This window comes from Amedibacterium intestinale (assembly GCF_010537335.1).
Taxonomy (GTDB): domain Bacteria; phylum Bacillota_I; class Bacilli_A; order Erysipelotrichales; family Erysipelotrichaceae; genus Amedibacterium; species Amedibacterium intestinale.
Map to the genome: position 1 here is coordinate 1,806,691 of NZ_AP019711.1, position 19,630 is coordinate 1,826,320.

Below are 19,630 nucleotides of genomic sequence, written 5' to 3' on the forward strand. Positions count from 1 at the left end.
AAAGAGATGTAGGGCCGGTACTCCTACCGAGGCTTAAAGAGAAATATACAGACATTCATAATGAGGGAACGAAAAAAAGAAAAAAAGCTTTTTATGTCGAGATAGGCAAGGACAAGGCAGAAGAATTAGAAAAAGTCCTTGAAAAAAATACTCACTAAACGTAAGTGGCTTGAAAGCAAAATCGACGAAGAAGTCGGCAAGGCTTTCCTAATGAAAAAGTTGGATAAAAAAGGCTATAAGCCTACAGGGAGCTAAACAGCTCCCTTTTTATTCGGTAACATCACAATTGACACATTGAAAAAAGACAACGGATCAAACGAAAAGCTACAGGCAGAAGTCACTAAATATAAAAAGGAGTATACCTCTCTGAAGGGCAAATACGACAAGGACGTCAGTTTCATTCTAGCAAAAATCCATATGGTAACAAAACGCAATGCCTGCGATAATGAGGCGTGGATAAGTTTCATTCTAGCAAAAATCCATATGGTAACAAAACTGGTAGAATTAGATATACAAAATCCAGAAGGTTTCATTCTAGCAAAAATCCATATGGTAACAAAACTGTGTGTGCATTATGTCCGCCATGTACATTGTTTCATTCTAGCAAAAATCCATATGGTAACAAAACACGTGTCTTAATCATGTCTAGCATGCAATCGTTTCATTCTAGCAAAAATCCATATGGTAACAAAACTGACTTGCTCGTGCCTGTTGAGCACGTAAAGTTTCATTCTAGCAAAAATCCATATGGTAACAAAACTGATGCGGTAACCTGTCCAACAATTGCAGAGTTTCATTCTAGCAAAAATCCATATGGTAACAAAACTCCCTTGAACCAGTGGGCATACGTGGAAAGGTTTCATTCTAGCAAAAATCCATATGGTAACAAAACGCGTAAGACATCAATAATCAACAATTATACGTTTCATTCTAGCAAAAATCCATATGGTAACAAAACGGAAAGCGGACAATCGAATACCGCATAATTGTTTCATTCTAGCAAAAATCCATATGGTAACAAAACTAGCTGTAGCTTGTTTGCTTTGCTCATGCGGTTTCATTCTAGCAAAAATCCATATGGTAACAAAACCTTGATTTTATAGCTTTCAAGAGGTTTTGCGTTTCATTCTAGCAAAAATCCATATGGTAACAAAACTGGTCTGTGATGTGCCTTTTATCGACAACTGTTTCATTCTAGCAAAAATCCATATGGTAACAAAACATCTTGGGATAACTTGAGTGATATAGAACTGTTTCATTCTAGCAAAAATCCATATGGTAACAAAACCTCAAATATCATAACATATTTTATGTAATTTGAGAATTACTACCTATTCGATTCGCTACTTATTAGAAAAATGTGTCAGTTCATCGATAACATTGAATGCCTTATATGTATAATTCAATTTCACAAACTTTTTCATATTTTCTTTTAATACCTCCACTTGCTGTATTTCATTATATGTTTCCTCTATTTCGTAAAATATAGAATTTATATCTGCCAAATCATATAATTCTTCCTCTGATAATATAACTTCATCAAGTTTCATTTTTTCACAATAATTGTTCGTGAAGATAAAGAAAAAACTATGTCCAGTACTTTTCATTTCTTCAATAATAGTATCTGTTATAATTGGAATATTTACCGATACAATAATCATATCTTTATCCTCTGTATGAGCAATAATTTCATTTATCAAATGAATTTGAAACAAAATAACATCTTCATAACTCAAATCAAATTCATCTTTTTGAAAATCATCACTAAAATATGCTTCAAGGATTTTTAAAAGCTGCTTAAAATTCATTTCATGAAAAGCAATCTTCAAATTATCATCATTAGCTTCTTCTGCAAGAGATTGAAATAATATATCCAATGTACGAATTGTGTCAAAATAAATTTTGTCCTGTAGTTTCTTTTCTAAATATTTTAAAACTAATGATTTACTGCTTAATTTACAATCTTCAATTAGAGAATAATAGGGATTTATTTCTAAAAAAAGCATACGTTTATTACTAACTGCTTCACCATCCATTAATATTTTTGCCTCTAAATTATTTTCAGAGCGATATTCACTTTCTGTTTTTTGAAAAAACTGTTTTATCATCAATTCCAGATTTCTTTTTTCCTGCATATTATTCCCAATGATATATTTCTTATGGTCCATTTGGATATCAATACTGTTACTTCCATTATCTATTGTAATTTTATTCATATTTTAATAAATGAATCACTATTCAAAATTGTTTCCTGCATTGATTTTCCTCCAGTAATAATTTCTATTTTCGCATATTGTTTCTCCGTAACAAGTAATAATCGTATTTGTCCTTTTTTAGGAACACTTTTTTCTAGATTAGCAACATGTTTCACTGCTGCTTCTCGATTTGCAAATATTTTGCAGTATACGGAATACTGCATCATCATATATCCATTTTGAATCAAATACTTTCTAAACTGTGCATATGTTTTTCTATCTTTTTTTGTTGTTACTGGAAGGTCAAAAAATAAAATCAAACGCATAAATTCATAAATCATAGAGAATTGGTAAAGGAAATAACAATTTTGTATCTACATCATCGAAATATCGAAAAATAGAATCTAACATCACATTAATCGCATTGGCTACTGTTTGCTTTCTGTCATCAATGACAACTCTTTTATTTGTTAACTGGATGAGTGCTTCTTTATGCTCTTTTTTAAAAAATAGATCCTCTCTCATTTCTGTATAAACATAATTATCTACAATTGGACGAAAAACTTCTATGATATCGTCACTTAAATTAAACATATTTTGTTTCCCTTTATGAAAAATTCCAAGATTAGGAAGATAACCTTTCGCCACAATGATGGATGTAATTAAAGATCGAAAGATACTGTATCCATAATTTAATCCTGCATTAATAACATCTTCGTCAAAACGGATGAAATTATCCCCATATAATTCTCTAAAGTACATTTTCGCAGCTAATCCTTCACGATTTGTTATATCACCAGGTAATAAATCATCTGTAAAATCATACAATTTCTTTATTACCTCAAAACTTTTCTCGTTTTGTTTTAGTATTTCTATCTGATTCAGAATTTTACAACGAACAATTTCTTGATGTATATAATCTTTTTTCTCATTCTCCCAATGAATTTGCTTTTCAATATTTCCACTAGAGGAAAAATGTCCATTCATTGGTAATAGATAACTCTTTGGCAAATGATCAATTCCACATAAAATCGTACATACATTATTTTCTGTAAGTTTATTTATTAGTGGAACACTCATGTTGGATTTATAATTATCGATGACTAATATTTGAATATCTGAAATAGGAAATAAAATGTCATTACCATTTATTTCTACCTTGAGATTATCTAGGTATAATTTCAAATGTTCACATTTTTCTACATAAATAACTCTATGACCCATAGACAAAAAGAAAAGGCTCCGAAGAGCCGAATCCGGGATAAACCCTTGTTTTGTTAGGTCATATAGATTTTTGCTAGAATATAACCAAGTAGATTATACCCTATTCAAACTCTAATTTCAAGATATTCTGTTTTACTTTATAGAGATTACCCAAAACATCGGTTGCATATTTAGAAACCTCAACACAATTTAAAATTGCAGGTTTTAATTGCTTTTTACAATATGTAAACACAGGCTTTACTTCTATTATTCCATTTTGATCGTTATTCGTTGCCGTAAATTTTAAAATCTCCGAATGGATTCCATCATGATACTTAACTTCTCCCCCATGTTCTGTAGATTCATCGTAAATATATTTATCTCCTTCTTTACGAACAATACCAATCAACTCATCTCTATGCATTGAGCAAATAAATTTCGCATTATCATCAATCTTTTTACGTTTTTTCTCTTCTGCATACCAATTTGCATCAATTACATATTTTTGCTTTTCTTTCTTATAGAATACATCTTTATACCGCACTGTTACAAATCGATATTTTCCATCACTGCATAAATAAATATCTGTACGATAAGGACTTACCTGTTTTAAAATAATTTTCTTATTTTTGACATCATAATTTTTAGAAATATCAATATGACTTCCTAATTGCCCATCTACATATTTCATCGAAGTAATGACAGGTCCATTTCCTTTTTTAGAACATTTTCTAACAGGACCAAATTCTTCTTTATAAAGATATAGAGGATTGTCCCCAACCAGTTTATATGTTACTACACCTTTCTTAACTTCTTTTTTATAGTATTCTTTTGAATCTTTAAATTCATCAAAGTGGTGCATAATAATCTGTTTCAGAATATCAAATGTTTGTGGATCATTTCTAGCCATTAAGTATTTCTGCTCTGTTACACCCGAAAGGATATCATTCGTCAATTTATCAAATTTAGGTTCATAAATATCTTTATATTTTTGTACAATCATTTCTTTATTATCAATATTTCTTGTACTATAAATTGTTTCATCTGCAACTTGTCTGTTAGGTTTTGTATTGATTTTATGTGAAATTTTTATTGGTGCATATACCATTTCTTTTCTTTCTAAAATTCCACGATAATATTGATTACTTTGCATATATAACGTTTTTAAATTAACAATAAAGGAAATATATTTTTCATCAAAGAACGCCTTATCTTCTGGAACTTCTTTTACTTCTCCTGTCATCTCATCATAAAGTTTATCAAATGTATATTTCATCAAATAACTATTTAATAAGCCCATTTTCTTGATTGATGCGACAATCAATGCATCAACTGCATGATGTAGATAATCTTCATCTCTTATTTTTTCTAATTGAATTTGTTGACGTAATTTATTTGTTAATTTTCCAACTACCGTATGTACTTTGGTGTCAATTCCATTATCTTTAAAATAATCTGATAATGTATTTAACACTACACGACATGCATAGCTGGTGTCTACTAAATTGCGGTTGATAAACTGCTGAATAACACTGAATTTTGTAATGTCTTCTTTAAAAAGCAAATTTCCTTTTTTCTTATTATTGTACTTCTTATTATTCTTCACACTTTCTATATACTCTACCAAAGTACATCCAGTGTCTACAAATTTTCCTTTTTGATATGCTTCTACTGGTGTCATTTGTCCTTTTAATTGATTTTCCATACGTGTAATCAACACTTTATTATTTAAAGAATCATCTAATGAAATAGATACAGGTATAACATGATCTATTTCTGTATATGTAGGATCACTAATAATTCGTCGTATATCTAATGGCTGTAAAGTATAGGCACTTTTTCCATCCTGTTCCATATATAAACGAAGTTTTGTTTTCGTTTTACCATTTACTTTATCCGCATCATAACCATATTCTTCTAAAATACGATTTACTTCTTTATTTAATCCTTCAAAGTATCTCTGACTTTCTCTCTGTTTTTTAGCCTGTTCAACAGAGTTTTTATCCCTTGTCATTTCTATTACTATAGAATCAAATTCACCATATTTTTTACGTAGCTCATTGATTACCTTAAAAGTCTCATTTTGTGCACGTCTTGCGACAGGTGATAAAATTGCCGTTTCATCTGCCATGATATTATTCCGCCCTTTATGAGAAATCCTATTTTTATCAAACAAATTCATTTGATGTAAAATCTGCATATGGTTCATATCTGTCATGTAAAGTTCCTTGTTTAATTCTCTTAATGCTTTAAAAGACAGCGCATGATAACCAGACACTCCATTCATAAGAACCAATTTATCTAAAAGGGTATTAGTAAATGTATATTTTGAATTTTCTAGAGAGGTTTTTCTTTCCTGCATCCCTTTTTGTTTTGTGATAATTTCAATAATAAAGTCTATTTTTTCATAATCATGAAAAGAAATATCTTCTCCACATTCTTTAAATATCTTCTTTACTTTTTTATAGCCTTTAAATTCTGTTAACAAAGGTTTATTACTTTTATCGATTCGATATCCAGCAAAACTATCTTCTTCTACTTCTAAAAGTTTTGCGACTTGTTTAAGAGTAATTGATCCCTTTTGACTAACCACTTTTAAAATTTGGTTCTTTTCTTCTGTAGTGAGTTTTTCACCATCCACAGTTAAGTTATTTAAATCATTTAAAAAGTTAAATAGTTCAGCACTTAAAGACATCTTAGGTGCTCTAGATTCATTTGGATATACACTGCATTTCCCGCGCATTTTTTCAATTAAATCAATCTGTTGAATTTGACCATCGACTTCAATAAACCTTCCATATGGAGTAGGAGATTTTTCACTTCCTGGTCCTTCATAGTATGCACGTTTGCGCTGTATAATTTCAATAATTTTCTCTTTTAACTTTTCATCAATATTTTGATGTTTTAAAATCTCATTTGCTTCTTCAATATAATCTGTTGTTTTAAAGTTATTCGCATGACCACGAACCTTACCTTCTGATTGTAATCGTTCTAACTGTAGCTGACACACATATCTTCCTTGTGCTAAAAGTTTTGCATTTGTACCAAGAACTGCCTTTGTTTTCTCACTATCTTTTGCTGCTTCTTCATCATCTTCAACAGTATCCAATACACTTCCTCTATGTTTTGTAAGATGCAATAGAGCAGATGCCAATTCATCATTTGTTAAAGAAGTACTTAAGCCTTTATTACGAAGCTCATATACATTTGATAAAGGTTTAAAATTTTCATCAATAATCTGATATTTCTTTAGTAAATTACGCATATCCTCAAGTCTATTTTTTCTTCGTGATAGTAAACGACGTCGTCCTCTTGCACTACGACGTGCTTCATTTTCTGCTGCTGTACCTTCTTTAAACAATCGTACCCCATAATCCACAAAATTATTAGTCTTTAAATCAATAACACCATATCCAACAGATGTAATACCGATATCAAGCCCTAAAACATAAGAATTCATGACTTTTCCTCCCTTTATGTTATAAATAGTTACTTTTATTATATCGCCAGAAGTGTAGAAAACCAAGATTCACAAATCATTTTTATACATAATATTACAATTACAATTTTTATAAATAATTACTTAACACATATAAATGAAAAAAACTCTATTTCAATGTTAAAACAGAGCTTTTGTTTTCTTTATTTCTTTATCGTATTATCTTCTTATTTATAAAATATCTTCCTTATACACATCTATCAGCTTTTCCTGATATCCACTTCTTTTTTCCTGTTCAATCCGTTGACTGACTTGTATAAGTTTTAAATCCTTTATATTACGCAGCATCATCAATCTTCTTTCTGAAATCGTTTTATTACTGATACATTTCCTATAGTCATGTTCATCATAATGCCAAAGAACTATATTTTCTTTGTATCTTTGTTTCAGCTTATCCGCAATCTGAATACCTTCCGGATCAAAATCACCGCTGTAATACAGCTGTATCTTAGAATCCACCAGCATATCCAGTAAAATATATGCACATAGATTTAACTGCCCACTTGTGCATAGAAATCCAATATCATTGATATTATGTTTTTTTCCATACTCACAAAGCATTCGATAAACAGAAGGATTTTCCAGTATATACACCTTTTTAATATCTTTCTTTATCTTATCAATCTGTGATAAATTCCATAAAGATACATTCCATGTTTCATAGTTCATAAAGAAACCATTCCAGCCTGCATGCCCCTGATTTTCTATTTCCGCATTGATATGGCAAAGCATGCAGTAATTAGAAATATCGTCACGAATCAACCCTGCATCATAAAACAGTTTGTTTTTTTCTTCCAAAGTATTTGGCTCCTCTTTTTTCATACGATAACAAATCCCTTTATACAGCATTTGATAAGACATTCCTTTATCAAAGAAATGAGGATCTTTACTGATTTCTGCCGCAAATACAGCAAGTGGCTTTTTATTGTGTGTTAGATAAGGAAGCTGTTCAATTGCCTGTATACAAAGCAATAAAGTTTCCTTATCCTCCAACAACAATTTTTTTACTTTATGAAAAAATTCTGGATACTGTTTTTTCTGTAATTCCCACCACATAGGAAAATAGGTATCTTTGGTTTCTTCAAGAACTTTTTCTATCATTTTATTTTCAAATTCTTCTTTTTTACGACGCTCTTCTTTTTTGTTACGTAGCGGTTTGCCTTTCCATAACGTAAAAACTTCTTCTATATTACAGGTGGAAAACCTGCTGTTATCCATAGCTTTCTGCATTTGTCTCCAATAAATGTGGATCTGTTTTTGTTTTCGTAAATCACATCCAAGAAATGTTCCAATTGCCTCCATTTCTTCCTGTTTTACATTTTCTACTACCACACTTCCCCCAGCATAACCAAGACGTTCATATTGCGTTATCCATGCATCAAACAAGCGATGAAGTCCTTTTCTTTCTTTTAGAAACAAATAAAATTCTTGTTCTATGTTCATTCCATCTTCATCCTTTTTACTTTTCCATCCCATTCATATGGAATAACCGTAACAAAGCGTGCATTGTCTGGTCTAAACAATTCATAAATCGCTAAATGATGTACGGTTGGATAATCTCCCCAAAGTACCTGAGAGTTCATAATATAATCGAAATTGAATTTTTCTATCAATGCAAACATAATACTGATATTTTTATCATCTACACCTGCAAATGCTTCATCTAAAGCAATTAAAAGTGGTGCATCTTTTCTGGAACTTTCAAATTTTGCGGCAACTGCAGAGAATAATGGTACATACATTGCCATTGCTTTTTCTCCCCCACTAAATGAGAAGAACAGCTGGTTTGTTAATTCTTTTTTCGTATCCTTTGCTTTTTGGGCAAGAATTCTAAATTCAAACCACTGACGATAATCCATAACAACACGCATGAGCTGATGAAAGCTTTGCATATTATCTTCTTCATCCATAACTCTACGTACAGATTCAATACGAGAACGGAAATGTGTAGACAACTTTTTCAAATCGCTTTCCTTCAACATACCGACATCCTTCTGCAGCAATTCTACCAATTCCTTCGTATCCAATTCTTCTTCAGATTCTGCCTTTTTATTTCTCCATTGCAGACTTAAACGAAGTCCACTGCTGCTGTCTGTCATCGCATTCATATAGCGATTCATCGTTTCTACCCAATGCTTGCTGTCTTGAATACGAATTCTAATTTTTTTACTAATGATGTTTACCAGGATATCTTCAAATAAATGACGATCAGAATCTTCTAATAAATGTTTTTGTGTTTCTATCGCCGTATCCAGCTGTTCTAACAACTGTTCAAAAGGCAGCTGTTTTCCATGAAATTTTGCTTTTAAATGAATTCTGGAACTAATGCCGTCAACTTCTTCCCACAAATCATCCATCGTAAAAGATACCTGATAATCTTGAAGACTGCCTCGCTGTGCATAGAAAACTCCCTGCACATCTCCTTTTAACGTATCCGATTTTTTCTGAATTGGGTTCTGCTTTTCATAAAGCATCACCGTAGCAACCAAATCATCATACTCTTCTAATGGTATACGAATGCATCCATTGTCTACCTGCTCTTTTAATATATCCAAATACAATGCTGTTGTCTGTTCTTTTTCCTGCAGGTCCACTTCTAAATGACGTAATTCTTCATTGATTTTTATTTCTGCTTCTTCCAAGCTTCCTAACTTTCTTTCATTTTGCAGCTGTTCTTTTGGAAGACGAATCAGCAAATCACTGATTTCCTGTAAACGTTTCGTGATATCATCACCGCCAAGTTCTTTTAGCTGCTGCTGTTTTTGTACAAGAAGCTGTTGTTTTAAGATGGATTGTTCATCCAGTTGATCTTTCTCATATTTCACAGTGTCGATATCTTCTTCTAATTCATTTAGTTTTACAGAAAGGTACAATTTCATTTCCAAAGCTTTTCTTGAAGAAGGATACATCGTACAAATGTCCTGCAAATACTGTTTATAATCTTCAAAAGAAGAACGATATTCCTCAAAGGCTTCTACCTGCAATTTTACCGGAAAAGAAGATGCCATTTTTTGAACATCCAAATAAAGTTTTTGAAGCATTGCCTGTTTCTCTTCTACTCGCTTCTTCGCTTCATTTAAAGAACGTTCTAACAAAGATAAACGTCCTTCTTCCTCTTTCCACATCAACAATGCTTTTTGTAAATCATCTTCTGTCAAAAAAGATGCACTTTCTTCTTTCAGGATTTCTTCTTTTCCCAAAATATCCGCAATCTTATCTTTCAGTCTCGTTTCTTCTTTTTGCTGTTCCTCTTTTAATGCTTTTAATTCTTCAATTTTATCTTTTCGATACTGTTCACGTGCTTTTTTTCCTACAAATACAACCTGTTTATCTTTCGCAAGTGTTCCATATATCGCATGCATCTGGTATCCATCTTCATCAAAAGATAATCCATTGACAGAAATATGCAGCTCTTCAAAAAACGCAAATAAAGACTGGTAAAGTTCTTGTAAAGTATTTCCTTTTAAATACCATGAAGATAAGTATTCAACCTCTTTATCTGTAAATACATAATCATCAAAAGAACCGATTTCTTTTTTTAGAATAGTTTCCTTCTGATCTTTATGTACAAGAAGTGCATTCAATAATCTACTACGCTGTAAATATTCTTCTATCTGCCCTTTTAACTCTTCATTTACCTGCTCATCAAATTCTAATAAGGTATACAATGGACGATAGGAAATCCCCTGTTTATCTAAAAATGCTCTGTTTTGTTTACGTCCATCTTCTATAAACGGCATAGGATCTTCTTTATTTTCCCATTCTTCTATTTCCTGATGTAAACGCAACAGCTCTTTTTGAACAAGTCTTTGTTCATTTTCAAGTTGAATACGTGTTGTTGACAGCTGTTCCTTATCTATATGAAAAGCCTGCTGAATGATATTTTGTATTGGCAGGAATGTTTTTCTTTCTTCATATTCAGATAAGAACTTCTGCATGTCTTCTAATGCTGATTTTTCAATATGCAGCTGTTTTAAAGAAGCATACCAGCTATTCATACCTTCTCGGTATTCATCCAGCATTTCATCATATAAACTCTCATATTTCGAAACAAGAGATCGTTGTTTTTGTACTTCATCTTCTCGCTGCTGGCAGCTGTCTATTAACTGTTCTAACACTTCTTTCTGTGATGTATACTCTTTTAACTTCAAAATTACCTGACGTAAGTTTTCTTCTTTTTCTTTCACAAAGCGCAAAGTATAGGTAAAATCATAGTCTTTCGTTGTTTCTTCCTGGAATTCCAATCGAAATGCATCATGTTCTTCCAGCTGCAGTTCTTCCTGCAAATCATCCATTTCCTTTAGCTTTTCATCAATTTGCATACACAAAACTTCATATTCATCTTTTTGTTTCTTATAATCTTTTTTGGTTTCATGATATTGTGTTTCTTTTTTATCCAAAGCCTGCAGTTTTCTTTGAAGCTCTTCTTTCAACTGTGCATATTCTTTTTCCAAACCTTGCACTTCTTTTACCAGACGTAAACGATCACTGGCATTTAAATCTTCTTCCTCTTTCTTTAACAGTTCTATTTTTCGCTGATAATCTTTCTGTTTTTCCAGACATTCTTCTTTTATCTTTTTATTTTCTTCCTGTTCTCTATAGAAACTATCCTGTTTCTTTTTCTGCATCTCTTCTTCTTTATAGGCATTTTGATAAAGGTGCAGTTTTTCATACAGCAAGGCTTTTCCATATTGTTCATAAACCTGATAAATAGCATTTGCGGATTGTCGGCTTTGTTTTAACGCATCTAATTGATCTTTGATATTATCCATGTTGGAAATAGCTTCACTCATTGGGCGAAGATCTTCTTCACTTAAAGGACGTAAAGAATTATTTAAGATTTCATTTAACATAGAAGGTTTTAACGAATTTGAAAGTTTTGGTGATCGAAGCTGCAGCAGCAAATCAATAGCTTCCTTATATTCTTCTATTCTTTCAAATCCAAACAATGCCTGATTGACCTTTTCACAATATACTTTTTGAGAAGTGTATAATTGTTCCTGAATTAAATTTTTTAAAGATTGTCTGCTGATTGCAAGATCATTTTGCATCAGCTGAATATCGACACCAATTCTTCGATTATCTTCAATAACAAAATACCAGGTATCCAAAGGTTTTCCTTTTCTTGCGTGTAATCCCATACCAATGGTTTTATACGTATCACTTTCTTCTCGCTTAAACTCCAGGTAAAGATAACCAATACGATCATCTCTTCCCCCTTCTTCTTCCAAAAGATAATTTTCTATTTTTCTTGATCTGGTTCCAAAAGGGTCAAGACGCTCACTGCTTTTATTTCCATCCAGCAACAAAGGAATAAAGCTTTGCATAGTTACGGATTTTCCACTCCCATTGCTTCCTCTAAGAAGCATATGTCCATGATCAAAGTGAAATTCTTCATTTGTATAATACCAGAAATCAACCATTCCCATACGATTGGGATGCCATTTACTTACAAATTCCATTATTCCTTTACCTCCACAAATTCTCCCTGTATTTTCCCGATGATTGGATAAAAATAACAGTTCTCTTCATCTTCCTCCATGAATCCATACAATAAAAACATGGTATATAAGTTTTCTACAAGCTTCTGTGCAGACAGAGCTTCTTCCTGATATTTTTTCGGAAGAAGTGCTCTATTTCTTTTCACAACCGTATGCATCAATGTCAGCGTTTTTTCTTTTTCCATTATCAGCACTTCATTCGCACTTAAACGAAGGGTATACTTTGAAAGTTTTTTGTGAATTTCGCTGTGAAAAACAAGCATCAAATCATGCAGTGCTCCATTTTGCGGAAATATTTTCCCCATGGAACAATCTTCCTCCAGCATTAAATAGGCACTGGAAGAATGTACATGCAAATCACAGGAAAACATAGATCGAAAATCCTGCTCAATCTTTCCACGATAATTACGAATATATGTATAATCTTCATCCTTTTCTTTATCTAGGGATGGATACACCCCACACGACAACAATAAACGACGATAGCTTCTCTGTCTTCTTACGATACCTCGATCCTCTTCCATATCCACCCATTCACTTTGCATGAAATCTTCCGGATTTTGAAACGTAAGAATATCTCTTGCGAAAGTACGCATAAAATATCTTGAATTTCCTGTATTTTCATAAAGAACTTCACTTTCTTCATTTTTCAAAAAAGCATCCTGATCTCCATCCGATTGAAGTATTAAATTGTATTTCAATGCATATTGAAGTACATGAATCAGCTGTCTTCTGCATTGGTAAGAATTCCAGGAAACTTGTCCCTGAGGAAATCGCAGCTGTATATATTCACTTAGCATACTTAATACAAACTGTTCTTCTATTTCTTTATCTTCCAGATACATTAACAGGTAACAAAACATCTGGTATTCCTGAATCGTTTCAAACTCCTGAATCCCCATCCATGCTTCTGCTTTACCCGGTATTTTTTCCAGCTTTGCCAGTAAAGGATTGATAATAAGAACATAGCCAAAGCGATCCTGCAGTTTTTTACGAAGTTCTTTTTGATTATCTTTGATTTCATAATATAATTGAGGATTTTGTTTTTTTAAGATCCATCTTTGTTGTAAAAGCTGTTCGATACAATTCATTCTCCATCCTCCTCAAATACGATTTCAAAACAAGGCATCACTAAATTCCCATCTTCAAAAGATACGCTACACTCCCCATCTTTTTCATATACAACATGATATTCTTTTCCCTGATCCGTTTTCGCTTTACGCGTTTTAACTGCCATTGCCCTGGAAATCCATCCCAATAATATCTTTCGTATATCCTGATCAACGAGCGGTAAAGTTGAAAATGTAATCTTTCCATTATGTATCAAAGCATCAATTTTCTTTTGTCGCTCTTCCGCTTTGCGAATAACTTCCTGTTTTTGAATTTCCTTTTCAAGTGAATAATCATCCGCTGGCTTCCGCACAGTTTTCTTTCGAATGACTCTGCTTCTTGGTTCTAGTAATAAAGAAACTGATTTTTCTTCATAAACACCGCTATGAATACTGTCTGTTTCTCTTGGTTCTATATGTTTTAGATGAAGTGTTGTTTCACATCCAAAAATCATGGCACTTAATTTATGAGCTTCCAGTATATTGGTGCACTTGGAAAAAATATTGGCAACATGCTGGTATTCTTCCCTGCGATTTGTTCCCTGATTTTGAAACTCTCCAATCTGAAGTGCATAGCGAGTCATACGACGTATGATTTCATTTGTGATATGGTACAAGCGATCCACTTCATTTTCCCCATTTTCCGCAGCAAACCAATCGTATAAACTTTCCCATCTTCCATAGCAGTTTTCCAAAACATCTTCTTTCTTTAACTGTTTCCCAAGACGAGGAATTTTCATTTCATAAGAAACAACTTTATCAAAAATAGAAGCAATTTCTTCTTTGTTTAGATCTTTCAATAAACTTTCAATAACCAATCCATGATTTTGCAGGTTCTTCACAAATGTTCTTAAATAATTAATCAGTTTATCTTTAAAAAGAAGAAATTCTTTTGACTTCATCAACTCTTCCGCTTTTGCGCTGTTTAAGGTACGAATATAATCCTGATAGTTCTGATTTAAACGAATAAAATCATCATTTAAGCTATGCCACCAGCCATATACTTCCTCTTCGCTTTTATTCACGATTTGTTTTGCTTCGCTTATTTGATTTCGAATACGCTCCAGTAAGGTTGGCTGCAAGGAAGCCCCTTCTACTTCTAAGTTTTCCAGCTCTATTGTTAAACGTTCAATTGCGACACTGTATTCACTTAACTGATAGCGATATCGTTTATTTTTAAACTCCTGTACAGTTTGTACTTTGGTCGTATCTTGATGAGCAGTAAGATTTCCCCATTCACTTAGTGATTGTAAATCATTTTGACACTGTTCCATGGTATACTCTTGAAACATAGAAAATTCCTTCATCATTTGAAAAACATCTTCTTTATAAAGCCAGTAATGAATCTTTTCATGTTCTTCATAAAAAAATCGCATAATTACACGATATCGTTCCACATTATCCGCACGTAAATAATTTACTTCTCGAATTGGCTTTATAAGCTTATCATTCATTTTCAAGATGATCCCTCCAGCATTCTCTTATTATTTACAGTATACAGCAAATCGCATATAAACAAAACATTAACCTGCATTTCTTCTATATATAAATAATAAAAAGAATTGCCACTGTGATTACATAATGATTGGTGTAAAAGCTCTGTTACGTATATAATTAAAAAACTGTTGATATTCTGATTTTCTTCGCATATAGCAAAAGATACATAACGTACAAAAATATGATATAATATATGTACGTTATGTATACGAGGTGGTTCATGTGTATTCGAAAAAAGAATTTGAATTATATGTAAAAAGTGAAAATGGAATCCTTTTGTACTCTGATATGATTTCTCTTGGGCTTGGAAGATATCACATCAAAGAATTAGAAAAAGATGGAACCATTGAAAAGGTGGAAAGAGGCATTTACTGCCACAAGGACTATACATCGGATACGATGAAGATTTATCAAAAGATGAATAATAAAATGATCTACAGCAATGAAACAGCTTTATATCTGCATGATCTTGTAGATCGCTATCCTATGGTTTATACTGCGACAACCATTTCTGGATATCACCTTAGAGAAAAAGAAAACCTGAAACTATATTATGTAAAAGAAGAATTATGGGATATTGGAAAAATGGAAATCAAAGATCCATGGGGAAATATACTAAATGTGTACGACATGGAAAGAACCATATGCGATATTGTCAAAAATCAAAAAAAGATAGAGCTGCAGGTTTACCTTCAGGCTATAAAAAACTATTTCCAAAGGAAAGATAAGAACCTAAGAAAACTGGCAAGATATGCAAAGAAGATGGGGATTCAGGATAAGATAAGAGACATCGTGTACATGCACATGGAACCATAAAGAGGTGAACATATGATATATAGAAATACAGATAATTGGAAGAGTGAGATAAAGAAATCAGCCAAACTTAAAGGTGTAGATGTACCTTCCATGCAGCAAAGATTCATACTGGAAGAATTTGCTAAAAAAATAGGCAGTTCGCCATATGGAGATAGACTGATTTTAAAAGGAGGATTTATCGTTTCTACTCTCTTAGGCATGGATACAAGAACTACAAGAGATCTGGATGTGACTTGCAGGACAACAATCTATGATATCTCAGAAATGGAAAATATAGTGAAAAAAGTATTAAAGACTCCTTCAGATAGTTTTTTCGAATATGAACTTGCTGATATAAAACAGGCTCAAAAGGATGACGAAAATGCTGGATTTATCGTTTCTATCAACGCAAGAAAAGATAACATATCATTGAATTTAAAAATTGATGTTTCGAATAATACATTGATCTATCCAGATGCGATAAGAACAACATTACCAAGTATGTTCAATGAAGAGGATATCAAGCTGTTGAGTTATCCGCTAGAAAATATCATAGCTGAAAAATATGAAACGACACTAGATAGAGGAGAATTCAATTCAAGAATGCGCGATTTGTATGATATCTATTTTCTTATGAAAGATAGTTCTCAGCTAGTAGATAAAAACTTGCTCGCAGATACGATTATAAAAGTATCCGAGGAAAGAGGAACCATAGACAACTTGTATGAATTTGAAGAAATATTAGAAGAATTACAGAATTCTACTGCTTTTCAATCTTCATTTAAAAAACATGGCGAAAAGTTTGGATTTGAAGATATAACGCTGAAAGATGTGTTTAAAATATTTAGAGAAATTCATGATATGGTAGAAGATAAACTGAATATTGATGAATCTACATCGATAAAGATATAAAAATATAACGATGACTGGTACGACGAAGAAAAACACGAAATTCTATAATACAAAAATTTTTGCATTTTAATAGGTATATTGAACTTTTCTTTAAAAAATCCCGAAACTCAAATTAAAAAATGTTGATATTCTGATTTTCTTCACATATAATATGAACGTAAATGGCACTAAGTGCGGAAGAAGCTCCACGATATTATTCGCGGAGCTTTTCTATACTTAATTCCTTGACTAGATTTACATATTTTTTCTTACAAACCATAAACTAAACAGATAAAAAGAGTCAAAATATTACCTAAACTCATTCTATCAAAAAAGCAGTAAACATCAGCATATTTCATGATATCATTTTTCAAATCATTGATATAATCATTCATATGTTTAACTCTGTTTTGATAAACTTTTGAAAAATTAGTCACTCTTAGCAGATGAAGATAACAAAGTTTCTAATTGAACACCTATTAATAGTAGCTTTATTTGTAATTAATGGATAATTTCATTATTATATTAAAGAATTTACTGGACCATTTAATGGACCATCTTATGAAATCATTATTTTTCAGAAAGAATATGATATCCATCTTTCTTAGGAGAACCAACAAAGTGAATGAGCTGTTTCTTTGTTAATTCGCGAATAATACTTTTAGCGCTTCCATCACTTATATCTGTAATCGTACAGATTTGCGGCTTATTGATGCCAGGTTTACCCAAGATTGTGTTATATACAATATTTTGCATTTTTGGTAATTGCAGCGTTGAGTTAACAAGACTTTCCTTATTTGTATAAGCCACATCCATTAATGTAATTGTAAACCAACTTTGTTCCGATGTGATTTTAGGTTGAAATTCTTTTTCATATGGTTTGTATTCTTCAAGAATCTTTTCAAAGCCACTGCCATAACGTTGCATTAATCCACAAATTGTAAGTGTATTAGCAATTGCCTCATTTCTTTTTTTGAAAGGAATCTTACTAATATCTGCATAATCTTGTGCTCGTCCTTCTAGAAGAAAACTTCCTGGAGATACTATTTCAATTCTATCTTGATAAATATCTACATCTATTTGTGTACCTTTAATATTGTAGTCACGATGCCCGATAGCGTTACAAATCGCTTCAGTAATAGCAATGGCTGGATAGGACCATCACTGTCTTATTTATTTTGTATGCAAAATTGTGTTACGAGCATCTTACTTAAAGAAAATCCCTCAAAGATAGAGTTTCACCATTTTACTTAAGTTGATATATCTAACAACAATGCAATATAATAAAAAATGGAAGGCGCACAAGTCCTTCCACAACATGTATAAATATATACTCATTTTATAAATATGTAAAGAACTATTTTACATCTTTTGCTTATTGATAAATCATAATTTTTTTACTTATGTTAATCAAAGAAACTTGATGTTTACAATTACTTTTTTTCTTGTATAATAGAGGTGTCAATAATTGTAATAAGAGTTGACTGCTAGGCATAACAAGTGGTTACTCTGAATATTGATTTTTAGTTAATGAAAACAAGAACAGTAACCAATATCCTTTGTCGCGAGGTGGTTACTGTTTTTGTTTGTTTCTTTTATAACAATCATAAAGTTCCAACCTAAGCTTTACACTCTAAATTCGCAATGTACTGATTCTGATTATCTATATAATTACAAATAAAATACATATTCTTATTTACTCTCAAATTTTGATAAAGTATCTATATCCACATAATATTTATATGGTTTATGTGTATCATCAATTTTTATGATTTTATAATTCTTATTAACCATTTTTATCCTTTTTCTTATTGTCTGTTCTGTATTGTTAAACATCTTACACAGCTGCTGCATCGTTAATCCATCGATTGCAAACAAAGTTACTTCTAACAAGCTTTCTACCAGTGTTATGTTATCTTCATTTACATACGTATTTATTTTCTTTTTCATGCTTTTATAACGATATAATGTGCTTTCTATATATTCCTGTAATTCTCTAAGCCCAGAAAGATATATTTCTAGGAAACTTAAAATAAACGGTGTAAGATCAGATTTGTTTCTAACATCATTTGCTAATTCAAATGCATCATAATATTCTTTCTGTTTGTGTTTACATGCAATAGATAACTGTAAAGAACAATATATATTAAAGTATTTTGAAAGATATCCACTAGCTATAAATCTTCCCATTCTTCCATTTCCATTATAAAATGGATGAATATATTCAAAAAGGTAATGAAATACAGCAATCCTTATTAAAGGGTTGATTTTTTCATTATTTAGTATTCGTAAAGATTTATCCATCATCTCAATAATATTGCTTTCTCCCTGTATCCCTTTATGAATACATTTGGTACCAGATTCAATCGCAACACTCTCTTTTCTAAAATACACCCCGTCTAAAGAATCTTTTGGATTTTCCTTTACTACATCCTTTAATAAAATTTCATCATAAAGCTTTCGAACCTGGGCACATGTTTCGATATTTGCAAATTCTTCTTTTTGTAATTTCTCATATTTATTAACCATCCCATAAAATCTTCTATATTTTTTTGGAGGTTCTGAAACAATCAATTCCTTTAATTCCTGTCTTGTACTCCTTAATCCTTCAATTTTATTAGAACTTTTAATTTCTTCGACTAATGTAGAAACTAAAATATAATCTTTGGCAGTGACAGGAAAATCCGTATGTGACATTGTTTTTTCTATCCAGATATTCATATTATAAATTTCACTGATTAAATTCAACACTTCTTCATTTACAATATAAAAACACTCATAATCATTAATTTTTATATCTAGCTTATGAGCAGAATCACTTTCAAATCTTTTTTTATAAACTGCATTGCATTCATTTTCATTCATATGATAAAGTTTCTTTAAATTTGTGTATTCCATATCGTATCCCTTTCTTTTTCTTATTATTTAACACAACATATG

General features: G+C 31.6%; 12 protein-coding genes and 1 CRISPR repeat array. Of the genes, 2 read left to right on the forward strand and 10 right to left on the reverse strand.

All coding sequences use genetic code 11. The features are described from left to right. The first annotated feature begins 394 nt into the window (after window positions 1-394). Window positions 395-1,288: direct repeats of the CRISPR family, unit length 36 nt; unit sequence GTTTCATTCTAGCAAAAATCCATATGGTAACAAAAC. A gap of 55 nt (window positions 1,289-1,343) precedes the next feature. From A9CBEGH2_RS09120 to A9CBEGH2_RS09155, 8 genes are all read right to left on the reverse strand, one after another. Continuing rightward, the gene (locus A9CBEGH2_RS09120; RefSeq protein WP_115716389.1) at window positions 1,344-2,216 is read right to left on the reverse strand and encodes a hypothetical protein; all 873 of its coding nucleotides are present in this window, start codon (window positions 2,214-2,216) and stop codon (window positions 1,344-1,346) included. After that, a complete protein-coding gene (gene cas2, locus A9CBEGH2_RS09125; RefSeq protein WP_115716388.1) occupies window positions 2,213-2,536 on the reverse strand; it encodes a CRISPR-associated endonuclease Cas2 in 324 nt (107 codons plus the stop codon). Before cas2 ends, A9CBEGH2_RS09120 begins: the two co-directional genes overlap by 4 nt. After that, window positions 2,526-3,419, reverse strand: coding sequence for a type II CRISPR-associated endonuclease Cas1 (cas1, locus tag A9CBEGH2_RS09130; RefSeq protein WP_115716387.1), 894 nt, complete (start codon window positions 3,417-3,419; stop codon window positions 2,526-2,528). The genes cas2 and cas1 overlap by 11 nt, the downstream gene beginning before the upstream one ends. Before the next feature lie 100 nt (window positions 3,420-3,519). Then, the gene (gene cas9, locus A9CBEGH2_RS09135) at window positions 3,520-6,858 is read right to left on the reverse strand and encodes a type II CRISPR RNA-guided endonuclease Cas9 (protein ID WP_163104632.1); all 3,339 of its coding nucleotides are present in this window, start codon (window positions 6,856-6,858) and stop codon (window positions 3,520-3,522) included. A 210-nt stretch (window positions 6,859-7,068) separates the two neighbouring features. Further along, complete coding sequence (locus A9CBEGH2_RS09140) at window positions 7,069-8,340, reverse strand: TIGR02679 domain-containing protein (RefSeq protein WP_158572271.1); 1,272 nt, start codon at window positions 8,338-8,340, stop codon at window positions 7,069-7,071. Next, window positions 8,337-12,359 carry a TIGR02680 family protein gene (locus A9CBEGH2_RS09145; protein ID WP_163104634.1) on the reverse strand — a complete coding sequence of 1,341 codons (4,023 nt, stop codon included), beginning with the start codon at window positions 12,357-12,359 and terminating at the stop codon, window positions 8,337-8,339. The genes A9CBEGH2_RS09140 and A9CBEGH2_RS09145 overlap by 4 nt, the downstream gene beginning before the upstream one ends. Beyond that, entirely contained in the window at window positions 12,359-13,489 is a 1,131-nt protein-coding gene (locus A9CBEGH2_RS09150; protein ID WP_118277583.1) for a TIGR02678 family protein, read from the reverse strand. Before A9CBEGH2_RS09150 ends, A9CBEGH2_RS09145 begins: the two co-directional genes overlap by 1 nt. Next, window positions 13,486-14,961 (reverse strand): TIGR02677 family protein, encoded by a 1,476-nt coding sequence (locus tag A9CBEGH2_RS09155; RefSeq protein WP_232057336.1) that lies wholly within the window; start codon window positions 14,959-14,961, stop codon window positions 13,486-13,488. Before A9CBEGH2_RS09155 ends, A9CBEGH2_RS09150 begins: the two co-directional genes overlap by 4 nt. A 265-nt stretch (window positions 14,962-15,226) precedes the next feature. On the opposite strand from A9CBEGH2_RS09155, the gene A9CBEGH2_RS09160 reads away from it, so the two are divergent. Then, window positions 15,227-15,820: a type IV toxin-antitoxin system AbiEi family antitoxin domain-containing protein gene (locus A9CBEGH2_RS09160; protein WP_118277585.1), complete on the forward strand. Its 594-nt coding sequence runs from the start codon at window positions 15,227-15,229 to the stop codon at window positions 15,818-15,820. A gap of 12 nt (window positions 15,821-15,832) precedes the next feature. Continuing rightward, window positions 15,833-16,711, forward strand: coding sequence for a nucleotidyl transferase AbiEii/AbiGii toxin family protein (locus A9CBEGH2_RS09165; RefSeq protein ID WP_118277586.1), 879 nt, complete (start codon window positions 15,833-15,835; stop codon window positions 16,709-16,711). Window positions 16,712-17,260: 549 nt separating this feature from the next. On the opposite strand, the gene A9CBEGH2_RS09170 is transcribed toward A9CBEGH2_RS09165, so the two are convergent. Next, the gene (locus A9CBEGH2_RS09170) at window positions 17,261-17,836 is read right to left on the reverse strand and encodes an ATP-binding protein (protein WP_118277587.1); all 576 of its coding nucleotides are present in this window, start codon (window positions 17,834-17,836) and stop codon (window positions 17,261-17,263) included. A gap of 546 nt (window positions 17,837-18,382) precedes the next feature. Then, complete coding sequence (locus A9CBEGH2_RS09175; protein ID WP_118277588.1) at window positions 18,383-19,588, reverse strand: Fic family protein; 1,206 nt, start codon at window positions 19,586-19,588, stop codon at window positions 18,383-18,385. Window positions 19,589-19,630 lie beyond the last annotated feature (42 nt).